At 43.5% G+C, this 16439-nt stretch carries 15 protein-coding genes and 2 tRNA genes; 7 read left to right on the forward strand and 10 right to left on the reverse strand.

The genetic code is table 11. The features are described 5' to 3' along the window. Window positions 1-75: 75 nt before the first annotated feature. The 3 genes from ACPEGP_RS00640 to ACPEGP_RS00650 form a co-directional block, all read right to left on the reverse strand. Window positions 76-771 carry a ubiquinone biosynthesis accessory factor UbiJ gene (locus ACPEGP_RS00640; protein ID WP_286798014.1) on the reverse strand — a complete coding sequence of 232 codons (696 nt, stop codon included), beginning with the start codon at window positions 769-771 and terminating at the stop codon, window positions 76-78. A gap of 181 nt (window positions 772-952) precedes the next feature. Next, window positions 953-1801, reverse strand: coding sequence for a bifunctional demethylmenaquinone methyltransferase/2-methoxy-6-polyprenyl-1,4-benzoquinol methylase UbiE (gene ubiE, locus ACPEGP_RS00645; protein ID WP_373681944.1), 849 nt, complete (start codon window positions 1799-1801; stop codon window positions 953-955). Window positions 1802-2213: 412 nt separating this feature from the next. Next, window positions 2214-2924: an FFLEELY motif protein gene (locus tag ACPEGP_RS00650; RefSeq protein WP_289049769.1), complete on the reverse strand. Its 711-nt coding sequence runs from the start codon at window positions 2922-2924 to the stop codon at window positions 2214-2216. A gap of 282 nt (window positions 2925-3206) precedes the next feature. Here ACPEGP_RS00650 and ACPEGP_RS00655 point away from each other — a divergent pair, with 282 nt between their 5' ends. Both ACPEGP_RS00655 and ACPEGP_RS00660 read left to right on the forward strand, forming a co-directional pair. Next, entirely contained in the window at window positions 3207-4859 is a 1653-nt protein-coding gene (locus tag ACPEGP_RS00655; protein ID WP_423813625.1) for an ATPase, read from the forward strand. 652 nt (window positions 4860-5511) lie between these two features. Further along, on the forward strand, window positions 5512-7119 hold the full coding sequence (locus tag ACPEGP_RS00660) for an inorganic phosphate transporter (RefSeq protein WP_144297197.1): 1608 nt from the start codon (window positions 5512-5514) through the stop codon (window positions 7117-7119). A 99-nt stretch (window positions 7120-7218) separates the two neighbouring features. Here ACPEGP_RS00660 and ACPEGP_RS00665 read toward each other — a convergent pair whose 3' ends face one another. Then, window positions 7219-8850: an aminotransferase class I/II-fold pyridoxal phosphate-dependent enzyme gene (locus tag ACPEGP_RS00665; protein WP_423813626.1), complete on the reverse strand. Its 1632-nt coding sequence runs from the start codon at window positions 8848-8850 to the stop codon at window positions 7219-7221. A gap of 424 nt (window positions 8851-9274) precedes the next feature. Between ACPEGP_RS00665 and msrB the strand changes: the two genes are divergently transcribed. The 5 genes from msrB to ACPEGP_RS00690 all read left to right on the forward strand — a co-directional run bounded on the left by msrB (window position 9275) and on the right by ACPEGP_RS00690 (window position 12020). Continuing rightward, the gene (gene msrB / locus ACPEGP_RS00670; RefSeq protein WP_144297195.1) at window positions 9275-9697 is read left to right on the forward strand and encodes a peptide-methionine (R)-S-oxide reductase MsrB; all 423 of its coding nucleotides are present in this window, start codon (window positions 9275-9277) and stop codon (window positions 9695-9697) included. Between the two features lie 131 nt (window positions 9698-9828). After that, entirely contained in the window at window positions 9829-10314 is a 486-nt protein-coding gene (locus ACPEGP_RS00675; protein ID WP_201588765.1) for a glutathione peroxidase, read from the forward strand. A 296-nt stretch (window positions 10315-10610) separates the two neighbouring features. Then, window positions 10611-10686: transfer RNA gene (locus tag ACPEGP_RS00680), tRNA-Val, on the forward strand. A gap of 51 nt (window positions 10687-10737) precedes the next feature. Further along, a tRNA-Asp gene (locus tag ACPEGP_RS00685) sits at window positions 10738-10814 on the forward strand. A gap of 189 nt (window positions 10815-11003) precedes the next feature. Beyond that, a complete protein-coding gene (locus ACPEGP_RS00690; RefSeq protein WP_423813627.1) occupies window positions 11004-12020 on the forward strand; it encodes a D-cysteine desulfhydrase family protein in 1017 nt (338 codons plus the stop codon). 49 nt (window positions 12021-12069) lie between these two features. Here ACPEGP_RS00690 and modB read toward each other — a convergent pair whose 3' ends face one another. From modB to mobA, 6 genes are all read right to left on the reverse strand, one after another. Next, on the reverse strand, window positions 12070-12771 hold the full coding sequence (gene modB, locus ACPEGP_RS00695; RefSeq protein ID WP_423813628.1) for a molybdate ABC transporter permease subunit: 702 nt from the start codon (window positions 12769-12771) through the stop codon (window positions 12070-12072). Window positions 12772-12981: 210 nt separating this feature from the next. Beyond that, the gene (gene modA, locus ACPEGP_RS00700) at window positions 12982-13887 is read right to left on the reverse strand and encodes a molybdate ABC transporter substrate-binding protein (protein ID WP_423813629.1); all 906 of its coding nucleotides are present in this window, start codon (window positions 13885-13887) and stop codon (window positions 12982-12984) included. Between the two features lie 185 nt (window positions 13888-14072). Further along, the gene (locus ACPEGP_RS00705; RefSeq protein ID WP_102077822.1) at window positions 14073-14564 is read right to left on the reverse strand and encodes a molybdenum cofactor biosynthesis protein MoaE; all 492 of its coding nucleotides are present in this window, start codon (window positions 14562-14564) and stop codon (window positions 14073-14075) included. Window positions 14565-14699: 135 nt separating this feature from the next. Then, the gene (locus tag ACPEGP_RS00710; RefSeq protein ID WP_201588773.1) at window positions 14700-14990 is read right to left on the reverse strand and encodes a MoaD/ThiS family protein; all 291 of its coding nucleotides are present in this window, start codon (window positions 14988-14990) and stop codon (window positions 14700-14702) included. Between the two features lie 79 nt (window positions 14991-15069). Continuing rightward, window positions 15070-15591: a cyclic pyranopterin monophosphate synthase MoaC gene (gene moaC, locus ACPEGP_RS00715; RefSeq protein WP_102077824.1), complete on the reverse strand. Its 522-nt coding sequence runs from the start codon at window positions 15589-15591 to the stop codon at window positions 15070-15072. A gap of 77 nt (window positions 15592-15668) precedes the next feature. Beyond that, complete coding sequence (mobA, locus tag ACPEGP_RS00720) at window positions 15669-16439, reverse strand: molybdenum cofactor guanylyltransferase (protein WP_423813630.1); 771 nt, start codon at window positions 16437-16439, stop codon at window positions 15669-15671.

The raw sequence follows: 16439 nt of genomic DNA on the forward strand, positions 1-16439 counted from the left end.
TAAAAAGTCGAAAATAGGGCAGAGTCTATGCCTATGTGTGATGAACGTTTAGACAGTTATAGACTCTATTTATTATTATCTATGATTGGTTAAACGTGCTTGCTCATCTTTGATAGCGGCAAGCTTGGCTTCTTCGCGTTCGATATCCGCACGCAGCTTTAATAATTGCTGCTTTAAATCATTGACTTCGGCGGCTTCCATCGGGTCAGGAGTAACATTACCCGCTACGTCATTGGCCCAGTCGCTGACATCGTTAAAGGCGCGTTTGGCATTATGACGCCAGCTACCTTTTAGCTGCGAGATAAGCAAATGCAGTTGGCTGGCCATCGGTTTTCCAATAAACGGCTCAAGCTGGCCGGCGATATCAGGATCAAACCCTGCAACCAGCTGCTTAAGTTGCATCAGCACTTTGTAATCACCAGCAATCGGTAAGTTGCCTTCTGTGCCGCGCATAAGATTCAGCAGCTGCGCAGGATTATCAACGGTAATGATACAGTCTGGTCGACTATGGCCAAGTCGCGAACGCTCTAGGCTGGCCTGTTGGCGCTCATTCATACTGCCGCTTGGTTCAAACACGCCTTCTGTCATGACGGGCTCAAAGCGCAAACGATCTTCGGTAAATAAAACGTCTAGATTAATCTCGGGCATGCCCATATTGAGACGCAGCACTTTGCCCGCAAGCGGCGCTAGCCCGGCTTTGGTAATCTCATCGCTGGCAATGGCGATATTAATAAACTTTTCGGCACCTGCCAAAAGTAACACAGTCAGCATAAGGCCCTCACAATGTTTGGTTGAGCGCCATAAGCGCGGCGCATATTTCAATATTGGCTGTTATAACGATGTAAACGCCTGCTCAACGACAGACGTTTTTGTATTATAAAAAGCGTGTTTATCTAAGCAGCTTTTGAAAAGCGCTAAAGCTATTCTTTTTTAAACCTGTGATTTTTTAAAACTAAGCTTTAAAGCCGCGATGCACTGCAACGATACCAGCGGTCAAGTTATGATAATCACAATTCTCAAAGCCTGCTTGCTGCATCATCTGCTTAAGTGTTTGCTGATCAGGGTGCATACGAATTGATTCTGCTAAGTATTGATAGCTCTCAGAGTCATTGGCAACCAACTTACCCATAATCGGCAACGCCGTAAATGAATACAAATCATAAGCTTTAGATAATGGCTCAAACACAGGTTTTGAGAATTCTAAAATCAATAAACGACCGCCTGGCTTGAGGACGCGATACATAGATTTTAGCGCTGCATCCTTGTCTGTGACGTTACGCAGACCAAAGCTGATAGTCACCAAATCAAAGCTTTCATCATCAAAAGGCGCTAAAGTTTCAGCGTTTGCTAAGACGAAATCAACGTTATTACAGCCGGCATTGATGAGGCGTTCGCGGCCAACTTCTAGCATCGCTGCATTGATATCTGATAATACCACATGGCCGTTGCGACCCACTTCACGGCTAAATACTTTGGCCAAATCACCCGTACCACCAGCGATATCGAGCACCTGCTGACCGGCGCGTACACCCGATAAGCTAATCGCATAACGCTTCCATAAGCGATGAATACCAAACGACATTAAGTCATTCATAATGTCGTATTTTTTGGCAACTGAGGTGAAAACATCGGCAACGCGCGCTTGTTTTTCTGCTTTATTGACCGTTTTATAGCCAAAATGCGTTTGCTCATTACCATCGGTATCAGGCGTATGTGGATTATTGATGTCATCACGTTGGTTAAAAAGCGTTTGTTTGGCTGTTTGTGCGTGCGCAGCAGTAGGATTGGCGCTGTTATTTATGGTGTTTGGCATAGTCGTTTGTTGACCTTGTGGGGTTCCGGTTGGTAAGTCTTGTACTTGGGTAAAGTCATTATTATTGCTGCTATCGGCTGCAGCATTGGCATTCAGCGTCGTACTAGCGCTTTGGTTTTGACGCGCTTTTACTTGCGCGGTGATGCTTTGATTATGAGCAATACTATCTTTAACCAATTTATCTTGCAGATGACCATGAGAAGTAGGGTTATCAGTATGGGATTGATCGGCTTGGCTAGGGTTGTTATTTGAGTTATCAGTCATACGATTATCCTATTATTTGTTTTTATGATGGCGTATTTAAGCGTTGTTTGCATAGGGTTTAAACACTGATTGCATACGGTTTAAACCCTATTTAAGCACTATAACGGTCAGTTAGCCACGGGCATTATTTACCTTATCATACACCAAACGCTGCTGGCTTACCGCCATTATTGGTGTCATGAACTTCGTCAATAATCTCAAGCTCGCGCTCACAAAACGGTTCAATAAAGCTGCTGACACTTTTTAGCGGTTTCATCGCTTTAAAGCCTGAATCGATAAAGTCGTAAAGCGGTTGGAAGTTATGGCGATAAGCCGTGCCTTTTGCGAGACCAAAGGCTTTTTTGAGCATAAATGAATTCAAATCTTTATCGGTACGGTAGCAGACCTCTTTTAGATTGTTAATCTGCACGCGGCGCTCATTGGCCTCATCGACTGCGCGGTAAGCGGCAAGCATATTCTCTTCATTGACTGCTAAATCTTGCGCAACCAACCACTCGGCCAAATGTAAATCCAACTCAATCGCCAAGATAGACGCTTGAATGCCCATGCTGCCCGCTTCTAAAGAAGCTTCTTTAGCAAGGCGCTCTAATTTTTTGGCTTTGGGAAGAATACGATCTAACTGCTCTGCCAATACTTTAAATTCATCACCACCATATAGCTGGGTTAAAAAATACTCTGCCATCGGTTTGTTTTTTGGTTGTTCAAACAGCGCGCTATGGGTATGCTTAATACGTGCCTGTTGCCATGCTTGCACTTCTTTGAGCTTGGTATTTAAGGCAGCATCTTTATGGTGTGGCAGCGCCCAAAAACGGTTTAAGTGCTGTTGTAAATTGGCTAACGCAGACATGGCAGGTAATCCTATAAAAAGTAAAAATGGCAATAAAATTGCTAATAAAAGAGTGGAAATGATACTAAATTCTTATCTTTGTGGGCAGCTATTAAAGCATACGCGCAAGATTTTGTTCACCTTAAAAGAAAATACCACAGAATACAAATGCCAAACTGTTACATAGCAGGGTTATTTACTGGTTTTACGCAATGCTATGATTCACTATATAAATAAGACAGCTTATAAAAACTACAAATAAGAGATGTATAAAAATTATCTAACAATAAAGCGAGTATGGACATGAGCAAAAAAAATAAATCGACTGAAAGCCAAGCGCCAGAAGCGGTAAGTGACCAGTTTAGTAAGCAAGTCGTTGAGCAGCGTTTGACGCCCAATCCGTTAAATATCTTTGCTATGGACAAAGATACATTGCGCTTGGCGTTAGTCACCGCTCAGTTTGCCCTACGCGCCACGCGGCAGCAAACACCGCCGACTACCAATAAACCAACTGGGCTTTTGGTGCTGGTCAACGGTATGGAGCAAGCGGGCAAGGGCACCGCAGTCACCCAGCTGCGGCAGTGGGTCGACCCGCGCTTACTCAAGGTTGAAGCAACGATTGGTGATTGTCCCTTAGAGCATCAGCCGATATGGCAAGCGCATACCAAAGCGTTGCCGCGGCATGGCGACGTGATGGTGTATTTTGGCAACTGGTATGCCGACTTACTCTATAACGTCATGCGCATGGCGACCTTAGATGATGACGATAAGGTGAAAAAAAGTGAAGATAAGAATAATAAGACGCTGAAAAATAACGCCCTGCCTATTGGCCAATGGCAAAACTATTTAAAACAAGAACTCACCAAACTACAAGCCTTTGAACAAGACCTTGCTGCTAACCAAACCAAACTGCTTAAATGCTGGTTTCATATCGATATCGAAACCTTGCAGGCGCGCCTAAATGACGATGAAGCTGATCCAGAGTTTTTATATCAAATCGATTGGAAAAGTAAACAGGTCGTCGATACTTTTAATAAGGTAGCAACCGCGCTATTACGCCAGCAGAATGACTGGATTATTATCAATGGCGATGATAAATCAGAGGCTGCCACCCATTTTTGTCATGAAGTATTGCAGGCGATGCAAAAGGCGCTAGTAAGCAGTAAAGTAGAAAGTCAGAATATAAAAGAAGCAGCAAAATTCGAGCCTGTAGCAGTCCCTAAAACTTTGATAAATGTTGACGATACCGAGATAGAGAAATCTGACTATCATAAAGCGCTTGCTGACAAGCAAGCACACCTTGCCAAATTGCTGCGGGCGCGTCAGGGGCGGCACGTGGTTTTTGCCTTTGAAGGGATGGACGCTGCTGGCAAAGGCGGCGCGATCAAAAGACTGGTTGCGCCACTCGATCCGCGCGAATATCAGATTTATAATATTGGCGTACCGATGTTATATGAATTGCAGCATCCTTATTTATGGCGTTTTTGGACCAAACTGCCCAATGAGCAAATCGATCGTATCAGTCGTATCGCCATCTTTGACCGTACGTGGTATGGGCGCGTATTGGTCGAACGTATCGAGGGCTTTGCGACTGACGCAGAATGGCAGCGCGCTTATGACGAAATCAATCGTTTTGAAGCAGATTTGGTCGCTGCTGGCACAATAGTTATCAAATATTGGCTCGCTATTGATAAAGGGGAGCAACTCAAACGCTTTGAGGCGCGCGAAGAAACGCCGCATAAACAGTTTAAACTGACCGATGATGATTGGCGTAATCGTGATAAATGGGTGGATTATGTGCAATCGGCAGCTGATATGTTGGCACGTACCAATACCAAGGATGCACCTTGGGCAATCATCGCGACTAATGATAAACGCCAAGCGCGCCTAGAGGTATTAGACCATGCTATTAAGCAGCTATCCGCGGCATTGTCTATCACTGCTGATATTGAATAAATGGATGATAAGTGATAAAGGCTTTATATAAATTTGAAAGCTAATATTATTTTTGTTTGAAGTCTTAGGAAAAACTAACAACATTTTTCTACTAAATAGGCGGCTTTTTTGAGTGATATATTCAAAGTTACAAATCTCGCAATATCATCATGCAATCTGTGTCTATATTTAATATAATAGGCGCGTAATAACTTCTGCCTGCTCGCAAAATAGCTGCACAGTCAGAGACGGTATTTATCCTATAAATGCTTTAATTATTAACAACAGATTTTTTATAATCGACGCTATCACTATAAAACCTAAGCCGCAAGCTGCTGTAATCGGACGATTTGGCAAGACTACTTGCGGCTTTATGGCATTTTGTGGCTTAGGTTTTTCGCTGATAGGTGGGCAAGCTTGCGCGTAAATATTTACAAGCACGCAGAACTATCAGGACAATATAGAGCGCAGTAGATAGTAACTTTTTATAACCCTATTTTTAAATTCGTACATTCAGACCAGTATTTCGAGAAACAAATTCAATATAGTAAGTCAAAACCACGTTGCGGACACGCTATCATGATGTTGGGTGGTAAAAACGACACCATCAATAGCGCCGCAATGACATCAATCACCTATAATTTCAATCAGCTTACGCAGGACGTATCAACGTATGGGTATTAGCAGCAGTTCTACAGGACCAACCAAAGCAGTCGGTTCTATGAGAATCAATCTATTTTTTGCCATTTTACTGATTGCGATGACCGCTTACTTTTTATGGTGGGGTCTAGATTACACCATGCATCAGCAGACGACGCTATTTATCGTAGCGACGGCTTTTGGTGTCTTTATGGCATTTAATATCGGCGGTAACGACGTCGCCAACTCCTTCGGTACTTCAGTGGGCGCAGGGACATTGACGATTCCGCAAGCTTTGGGTATCGCCGCGATATTTGAAGTGTCGGGCGCGGTGCTGGCGGGCGGTGAAGTTACCGATACCATCCGCAGCGGCATCGTTGACTTAGATGGTTTATCGGTTTCGCCCAATCAGTTTATTTATGTCATGCTCTCAGCGCTTATCGCGGCGGCATTTTGGCTGTTGTTTGCCACCAAAAAAGGTCTGCCTGTTTCGACCACCCATGCCATTATTGGCGGCGTCGTTGGTAGCTCTATTGTACTCGGTATCTCTTTAGGTGGTACCGACATGGCACTATCGACCGTCGATTGGGGTACGATTGGAACAATTGCTATCTCTTGGGTTATCTCACCCGTGTTAGGCGGCGTATTTTCTTACCTTTTATATGGTCAAATTAAGAAAAAAATCATTGAATATAATGATCGAACCGAAGCGCATATTGCGACGCTAAAAGACGATAAAAAAACCGTCAAGCAAAACCATAAAGAGTATCTAGAAAGTCTAACCGAGTCAGAGCAATTGGCGTATACCTCAGCGATGCTGCGCGATCAAGAAATCTATAAAGATGATGATTGTGACATCGAGGATTTAGAAACCGATTATTACAAACAGCTTTATAAGATTGAGCACGAACGTAGCAACCTTGATACCCTAAAAGCCCTTAAACAATGGGTACCGCTCATCGCTGGCGCAGGCGGCGCGGTCATGACTTCGTTGGTGGTGTTCAAAGGCTTAAAGAACGTCAACAGCAATATGACGACGCTGCAAGGCTTTTTTATCATGGGTATGATAGCGGCGCTGGTATGGCTTGCGACCTTTATTTATACCAAGAGTATCCGCGGTAAGCATAAAGAAGATTTGACCAAAGCGACGTTTATTATGTTTAGCTGGATGCAGGTCTTTACTGCTTCTGCCTTTGCTTTTAGTCATGGTTCAAACGATATTGCCAACGCCGTCGGTCCTTTTGCCGCGATTATGGACGTTATCCGTACCAATAGCATAGCGACCGAGGCTGCCGTGCCGCCTGCGGTGATGTTGACCTTTGGTGTGGCGCTTATCGTTGGCCTTTGGTTTATCGGTAAAGAAGTTATTCAAACCGTCGGTACTAATCTAGCAAAAATGCATCCAGCTTCAGGCTTTTCAGCGGAATTGGCTGCGGCTGCCGTCGTCATGGGCGCATCGACCATGGGTCTGCCCGTATCGAGTACGCATACGCTGGTTGGTGCAGTACTTGGCATCGGTATCGTTAATCGTGATACCAATTGGGCGCTGATGAAGCCTATCGGTTTGGCATGGGTAATTACCCTGCCTGCGGCGGCTTCGATGTCGGCTATCAGCTATCTGTTATTAAGTAATATTTTTTAAATAAAAGTTCTATTGTTTTTTATTATAGTGTTTTATTAAAGAATAAAAAACGCTTATCGGCAGCTGCTGATAAGCGTTTTTTTATACAAGTTTGAATGATTACTCGGTACCAAACTGCTTACGTTTTTTGGCAAAGAAGCGGTCCAATCTATCCATGGCATCTTCTAAATCATGCAGATTGGGCAAAAACACCAAGCGGAAGTGGTCAGGTGCATCCCAATTAAAACCGGTCCCTTGTACCATTAAGACGTTTTCTTCTATCAATAAATCCATCATAAACTGCATATCGTCTTTGATAGGATAAACCTCAGGGTCCATCTTTGGAAAGCAATAAAACGCCCCTTGCGGCATGGTGCAAGAAATACCTTTAATGGCATTAAGACGTGAAACGGCCATTTCGCGCTGCTTTGATAGCCGTCCTGATTTTGAAGTGAGCTCTTTCATACTTTGATAGCCGCCCATCGCCGTTTGAATAGCATATTGCCCTTGGACGTTTGAGCATAGGCGCATAGACGCCAGCATATCTAAGCCTTCAATAAAGTCGGCAGCATGGTCTTTTTTACCCGAAACCATCATCCAGCCCGCGCGGAAACCAGCGATACGGTGCGACTTTGATAAGCCGTTATAAGACAATACCAGCACGTCATCGGTCAAGGTGCTCATCGGCGTATGCACCATATCATCATAAAGAATACGGTCATAAATCTCATCGGCCATGATGATTAAATCATGCTCTTTGGCGACGTCGATAATTTGTAATAATACCTCATCACTATACAGTGCGCCCGTTGGGTTATTGGGGTTGATCACCACAATACCTTTGGTTTTAGGCGTAATCTTAGCTTTGATGTCTTCGATATCAGGATGCCAATTGTCGTCTTCATTACAGCGATAGTGCACCGCTGTACCGCCTGCTAAGTTGGCCGCTGCTGTCCAAAGCGGGTAGTCGGGCATTGGCACAAGCACCTCATCGCCATCGTTCATGAGCGCTTGCATGGTCATCACAATCAGCTCAGAGACGCCGTTGCCCAAATATACATCGCGCACATCGACAGCTGATAGCAGACCTTTTGATTGATAATATTGCAAGACCGCCTTACGTGCCGCAAAAATCCCTTGCGAGTCCGAGTATCCTGTCGCTTCTGGCAGGTTCATCGCTACATCGCGCAAAATCTCATGCGGTGCTTCAAGGCCAAACGGCGCCGGATTGCCAATATTCAGCTTTAAAATACGCTTACCTTCAGCTTCCATTTTATTGGCTGTTTGCAAAAGCGGACCACGAATGTCGTAGCAAACGTTTTGTAATTTATCGGATTTTTTAATTGGATTCATAGAGTGACCACTTATCGGGTTGGGTTGTAAATTTGCGGTAGAAGTATGGGTTACGCTTTGCTGCCTAGGCGTTTCGTTTTTATTATGATTATTGGTTTTATTATAAGAATTGATAGGTTGATTTGAATTAGCAACGCTATCCATGTCGTTTTGCAAATCGCCACGTAATAAATAGCCTTCACTACAGCCTAAGATACGCGCTAGGGTCGGCAGCTTCGATGACACGATGCCATTGGTGCCGCGCTCCCAATTAGAAATCGCACCACGACTCACCTTGGCACCTGCTGCCGTCATCGCCTGCGCCAATTGCTCGGCGGTCATGCCTTTATCGCGGCGCAGTTGTACCAGTCGTTCGGCTTGCGTACTTTGAGGAGCTTGGGAAAATTCGCTATCAGCCATTGTTGTTTAAGCCTTTTATTAAAGATAATCTATTCCTAATGCAAGATATTATTGCATACACTTTATTAATGCAAGCCTAAAGACAGAATTTTTATAAAGTTGATATTTAATGCAAGAATAACTTGCAATCTATCGTGATTTTTCAGCAATGAAAAAATGAGCCAAATGCTCGTTTAATAAAATTACAACTTTAATGATTGAGGCGGCAGCGTAATTTGCTATATTTTATCTTTCTATCTCTAATGTTATTTCTTTAAACCTGAAACTTTACACTGCTAGATTGAGGACTTTTATAGTCACTACCTTGAATAGTCAGACAATCAGCAGCAGATAAAGCCTAGCGTTTTTATAAAAACGTACGATAAATTGGTCAGTAACTGACACACCGCAAATGAGATAACCAATCATTTAATAAGGATAAAAGATGCAAGACAATCAATTAAGCAAAGAAGAAATCAGCCAATTGACCGACGCAGATTGGAAAGCGCGCCTCACTGCCGATGAGTATCACGTCATGCGCGAGAAGGGCACAGAGCGCCCATTTACTGGCGTTTATAACGACGTCAATGATAAAGGTATCTACCGCTGTAAAGGCTGCGGTGCCAGCTTGTTTGAGTCGGACAATAAGTTTGACGCCGGTTGCGGCTGGCCAAGCTTCGATCAGAGTATCGATAATAGCGCTATCGATGAGCACGAAGACAATTCACTTGGCATGCGCCGTACCGAAGTGACGTGTAGCAATTGCGGCGCGCATTTGGGACACGTATTCCCTGATGGTCCACGTGAGACCACCGGTATGCGCTACTGTATCAACTCAGTGTCTATCGATTTGGATAAAGCTGAATAATAAGTATTAATATAATCAATATTTTAGCCAAAGTTGGCATGATAAAAGGGAAGTACGCAGTGCTTCCTTTTTTCTTATCAGTACGCATGTTAATAGTAAAAATAATAAAACAATCAATTTAAGGATGAATCATGAGCACTATTTACGATTTTACCGCTGAATGTATGGACGGCACCTCGCAAGCCTTTGCTGACTATAAAGGCAAAGTATTATTAATCGTCAATACCGCCAGCAAATGTGGCTTTACGCCACAGTTTGAAGGCCTAGAGGCGCTGTATCAACAATATAAAGAGCAAGGATTGGTGGTGATTGGCTTTCCTTGTAATCAGTTTGGCGCGCAAGACCCCGGTACTAACGAGGAGATTGGCGCGTTTTGCCAAAAAAATTACGGCGTCAGCTTTCCAATGATGGCAAAAATTGATGTCAATGGTAAAGACGCCCATCCGATTTTTGATTGGCTTAAAGACCAAAAAGGCGGGCTGCTGACAGATGGTATCAAATGGAATTTTACTAAGTTTTTAATTGGCACCGATGGGCAAGTGATTGACCGTTATGCGCCAACCACCAAGCCTGATGCCTTAAAAGCAGATATCGAACAAGCATTGGCGGCCAAATAAATAATAAGCTAGAGAAATTATTGGTTTTATATAAAATATAAAGCCAATAAAAACATAGGTTTGCATAAATTGCCGCTAAATTAGGAAAAAATACGCAAGAAAAAGGCAAATAGGGTTTGACAGCCATGTGTAAATCTATATAATACACACCCACAGAGCGAGGCTTTAGTTAGTTCTCTTCTGTTGAAAGTTATTCAAAGGGTGACAGCTTTGATTGTTAAAGCTTTCAGGAAATCCTATTTAAAGGATTTCCCTTGCGAAGCTAAAATTGCAGTGCAATTTTTTAACGCTTCTCAGGGTGATTAGCTCAGTTGGTAGAGCGTCTGCCTTACACGCAGAATGTCGGCGGTTCGAATCCGTCATCACCCACCACTCATTTAGCGAGTGGGTCTTTTAGAAGACGACATGCTAAAGACGACCTAAGCAGCGGTAGTTCAGTTGGTTAGAATACCGGCCTGTCACGCCGGGGGTCGCGGGTTCGAGTCCCGTCCGCTGCGCCATTTTTTGTAGTATTAGAAAACGAATTTAGACTGTTAAGTCTAAGCAAGTTTCGCCTCAAACATTAGATTGTTTGGGGTTTTTTTGTGTCTGCTCGTTTTAAATAGTAGCGGCGTGACTTATATTTCTATTGTATGCTGTGCTAACAGATAATTTCTACATGGCTATTGATAGTAGGGATAGAAAATAACATGGAATATAACCACATACCTAGAGAGCTGCTAGGCTTTTTTCCAACCCCTCTGGTTGAGCTGAAACGATTGAGTGCAGCCTTGGGCGGTCCCAAAATCTATATGAAAAGAGATGACAATACGGGGCTGGCATTGGGTGGCAATAAAACCCGTAAGCTTGAATTTATCCTCGGTGACGCGCTTGCCAAAGGTGCCGATACCATCATCACTGCGGGCGCGATACAGTCAAACCATTGCCGTCAGACAGCAGCAGCGGCGGCAAGCTTAGGACTGGAGTGTCATTTAGTCTTAGGCGGCGAAGAGCCGGAGCAGGCAAATGGCAATCTCTTGCTAGATAAGCTGTTTGGTTGCCATATCCACTGGGCAGGCAATCATCGCAAAGGCGAGGATATTCCTCGCATCGTTGAGCAATTAACCAACCAAGGTAAAAACGTCTACGTGGTGCCGTACGGTGGTTCAAGCGAGCTTGGGGCGTTAGCCTTTGTAGAGGCGTTTAAAGAGCTAGAATCGCAGCGTCAAAGCATGGGCTTCTCCTTGACCCACATCGTGTTTGCCTCAAGCTCTGGCGGCACGCAAGCGGGCTTAATGCTTGGCAACAAAATCTTTAACTCACCTTATCAAATCGTCGGTATTAATATTGATAAAGGCGAAACCGATAAAGTCGCCTTTGATCAATATACTTTGGCGCTTGTTAATAATACGGCAAAATTAATCAAGACAGATTACGAGTTTACCGAGTCAGATTTGATTCTTAACTCTGATTATGTTGGTGAAGGCTATGGCGTAGTGGGCGCATTAGAAAATGAGGCGATTGCTTTAACGGCGCAAACAGAAGGGATATTGGTCGACCCTGTTTACACTGGTCGCGCGATGGGCGGGCTTATCGATATGATTCGTACGGGAAAAATCAAAGAAACTGACAGCGTTTTATTCTGGCATACTGGTGGTGCGCCGGCTTTATTTGCTTATGCCAACGATTTGGATTTGGCGAAAAAAAGCCGTAAGCCAGAAGTTTGATTGCTTACAACAAGAAATTTGACTTGTTAGGGGTTTATAAAACAAGTGCTTATGGGCGCTGATTAAGCCGACTGACAGCAGCAATCAGCGCCACCATAATAACCCCCATAATAATAAGAATCCCCGACATCAGGTGCGCTGCTTCATAATTTAGCGCCTCTACTTGCTCATATATCGCAATAGAGACAACCTTGGTCTCACCTGAAATGCTGCCACCTATCATCAGTACCACGCCAAATTCGCCAATGGTATGCGCAAAACTGATTAAGCCTCCTAGAATGATGCCAATGCGCGCTTGCGGTAGGACAATTTTTATAAAACGTCTAAGACGGCTAGGCTCTAATAAGCTTGCCACTTCCATGACGCTTTGGGGAATACGCAAAAACTGAGCATAGACAGGCTGAATATAAAAGGGTAAGGAGTAGATGATAGAGCCAATTACCAGCCCTTCAAAGGTAAAAACCAAAGGGCTGATATTATGCTCGATAAGCCATTGACCAATACCGACGCTCGGGCTTAGCAGTAATAATAAATAAAAACCAATGACGGTAGGCGGTAAAACAAGGGGCATCGCAATGATGCCCATCAATAGAATTTTTATACGTCCAACGACATTTCCGCGGCTAGGCTTGGCAAGCCAATAGGCGAGTGGCGTTGCAAACAACAATAAGCAAAGGGTGGTAATGCTGGCAAGCTTGATGCTTACCCATACCGGCAGCAGCATGTCTGAGATAAGAAACTGGGACATCATAGCGTGATTATCTATCTACCTTTTATCCAGTGCGCCGCTGATAGGACATTATTTATGCTGCTACTTTATTTATAGATCGCTTGCCTTGATAACGTGTCACTTATGTCACATTTCACTTATTTCACGCAGGCAAGCTTATCAAAGGGCTAAAGTATTCACTTGAGCAAACCTAAGCCGTACTTATTCTCTCGATAGATTGCTACAAAAAAGCTACTTAACAGCCAAATAACCTGCTTTAGCAAAATAAGCCTGTCCAGCAGGCGAGCGCAGATAATCGGTAAAATCTGCGGCGCTAGCGATATCGGTAATAACGATACCGTCCTGCAGGATAGCAGGATAAGAGTCGGCTGGTAAAATATAAAATTGCTCGGGCGTCGCTTTGGTGGCGGTCACTTGCGACTGAGCCACAAAACCATAATCGACATTACCCGTATGGGCATATTGAAAAGCTTGGCCAATATTTTCCGCCTGAATGATGCGCTTTTGTGCCGTTAGAGAGTCGTAAAGGTTTTGTGCTTGTAAATAAGCCTTGGCAGATTCGCCATAAGGCGCAAGCTCAGGGTTGGCAATAGTAATTTTCGTCTTGTCATCACGCTTTAATAGCTCCGTCAGTGTACTCTGATTCAAGCTATCAACCGGCTTGGTCGCGCTATAAATGGAGAGTTGACCTTGAGTATAGGTAAACGGCGTATGGCTGCTGTCACCTTTAAACATCTCATCGACCAATTTAGCGGGGAACTCTTGGTTGGCGGCTAAAAAAATATCGTAAGGTGCGCCGGCAGTGATTTGCGAATATAGCTTACCTGAAGAAGCAAAGGTAACCTCAATCTCTTGATTGGGCAGGTTCTTATCTTTTTTATAGCCTTCGATGATTTCAGACAATACATCTGATAAATTGGCGGCGGCAGCAATACGAATGGCTTCACTAGGTTGAGTGGTCTGTGGTGCGTTTTCTGCAACGGTCGCCGTTTCATTAGGGCTGTTTTCTTGGCTACAAGCGCCTAACGTCAAAGCCAAGCACGCGGATGCGCCCAATATTGCTATCGATTTAGACCGTTTTAAATAAGACAAATTGGTAATGGGTTGATGCTGAGCATTTGATGATTTTGATAGCATAACCTAAATCCTCTACTTTAAAAAAAGAACAATAGTCAGTAAGAATTAATAATTTTGCAGTATATATCAGTTGTTTATAGTTATTGGCTTAATTATTTTCTAAACGATATGCATATCACGACTACATATTTTTCATCAATGTTATTGAGTGAGTCGTCATTAATTAACCGTTAATTAACCGTTAATTAACCATTATTACTCAGCCATTTTGAAGAATCATCTTGGTAATATTCTTGTTTCCACACCGGAATATCGGCTTTAATCGTATCTAATATCCAGCGGCAAGCGTCAAAAGCAGGATAGCGATGGGCAGAAACCACACCAACCCAAACTGCTACATCGCCAATCTCTAACGCGCCAATGCGATGGATAGCAATGGCATCGAGAATCTCAAAACGCTTTTTGGCTTCTTCAATGATGGCTCGGCCTTGATTGATGGCCAAATCTTCATAGCCATAGTAGGTTAGACGATTAACACTCGTGGCATTATTATGATTGCGTACGCGGCCTTCAAAGCAGACAAAGGCGCCGCAGCTGTCATTATCGAGCGTCTTTTTAAGGCGACTTTCGTCAATATCGGTATCTAACAGCGCAAAACCATCACGTTCAGCGATGAGGTACGCTTCATCGATGCTACGTTTGATACTCATAGATTGCCCATGTACGTTGTCTGTCATTTTTTCTGCCTATTATTTAGCAAGTTCGTTTAACAAGATTTTTAACTTTTAAGCATCGCGTAAAGTTACGGCGCTCATAAAAAGTAGATTGATAAAAAAGGATGAATAAGTAGGTTAATAAAAATCTATGTTAAATTAACCACCAGCCACTGGCGTGATAAAAACCACGCTATCGCCGTCATAAATCTCATCCGTCCACTTGGCAAAATAGTCATTTACCGCCACGCGTAGCTCCGACTGCGGACGGCTAAAACGATGCTTTTGGCGCAGCTGCTCATAGAGTTCGGTCAATGAAGTCGACTGTGGCACCGTGATTTTTTCTTCATGGCAATTGGCCTCATCGGCTAAGCTGGCAAAATATAAGACGTTAATATTCATCATGGTTTCTAATTTAGAGTCTGTATTGCTTTCTACTAAGGTGCTCATAGCAATCTCCCTTATTTATAAACTGCTTATTCACTGTCTAACGGTATGCTTCTCAGAACTTTATTTTTTTAAATCATTCTTACTTATGCTGATAGTCGGATTTACCACCGGTTTTTTTCATAAGATGGATATTATCAATCACAATGTCATGCGAGATGGCTTTGGTCATATCATAAATAGTCAAGCAGGCGACGCTAACGGCGGTTAACGCTTCCATTTCTACTCCAGTTTTATGGGTGACTTTCACCGTGGCGGTGACGGTAATACTATGGTGGACATCATCGTATGCAAAGCTTAAGCTAATTTTATCCAAGGGCAGGGGGTGACAAAGTGGAATGAGGTCATGGGTACGTTTGGCTGCCATGATACCAGCAATATGAGCCGTTTGAGTAATGCTGCCTTTTTTGGTCATACCGTCCGCGGCTTTGATTTGCGTATAGATGTCCGCAGGAAAAACCACTTGTCCGCTTGCATACGCTTCTCTGGTACTGGCTGTCTTGCCACTCACATCAACCATGGTGATATCACCGTCGCTATCTAAATGCGATAAACCAGACTGATTGCTTGGTTGATTATTGGTTTTTGGATTGTCACTATTCATTCTTTATTTCTCTTAGAAAACAAATTTCTCTTAAACGGTCGGTTTTTTTCAATAAACTTTTTCATAAGTCGCTTGGTTCATGAGACGTTTAAAGCCAAACAAGCACGGGCAAAATCTTTAGGCGTATTAAAATTGGTTAACGCTTGCCATGCTTGGGTAAAGGGAACAGGCTGCACAATCGGCTTAATAAATTTCATGACCTGCCGCTGTCCATTGTCAATATACTGCTTTAACTCAGGCTCAATACTTAAACGATATAAACCTAACAATGGATATAAGTGGCTGTCATCGGTTAGACAAATGACAGACTTGCCGTCAGCCTGCGTGATATAAGGTTGCAGTTTTTGCCATAAATCGCTGATAGGAATCAGGCTATCACAGCTAATGACCAGCAGCCAAGATTGTTGCCAGTTTGCCTCTTTCGTTAATTGCTTTGAATTTGCCAAACGCTTTAATGATTGCAGCGCTGCCTCAATCGCTACCAATGCGCCGCCGGTTTCAATCGGTTTATCATCTTTTCTACTAACCCTTTTACTAGAAAGAGTGTTAGTAGAAAGATAATCAGTAATATGGAAAATTGGCGACTGCATGTCTTTGTAAATCGAATCTACATGGACGCTAAAACCACGTCCATTATCGGCAATCATAATAGGTAGATTGCTCATCATCGCAGCGCTTAATTCAAGCGCTTGTCTGACATGATAATCAAGCAAACGCTCACCCGTTGGCAAGATAAGCTCAGCTTTTGGCGACCCCATACGTTTGGAGGCGCCGCCTGCTAAAATAACGATACCGGCTAAGCAGCTGAGTTCATCTGCTTGGGTTGAGCTGTCTGCAACTTGCAGCAT

It is taken from the genome of Psychrobacter sp. 219-2-C (assembly GCF_049560815.1).
Lineage (GTDB): Bacteria > Pseudomonadota > Gammaproteobacteria > Pseudomonadales > Moraxellaceae > Psychrobacter > Psychrobacter faecalis.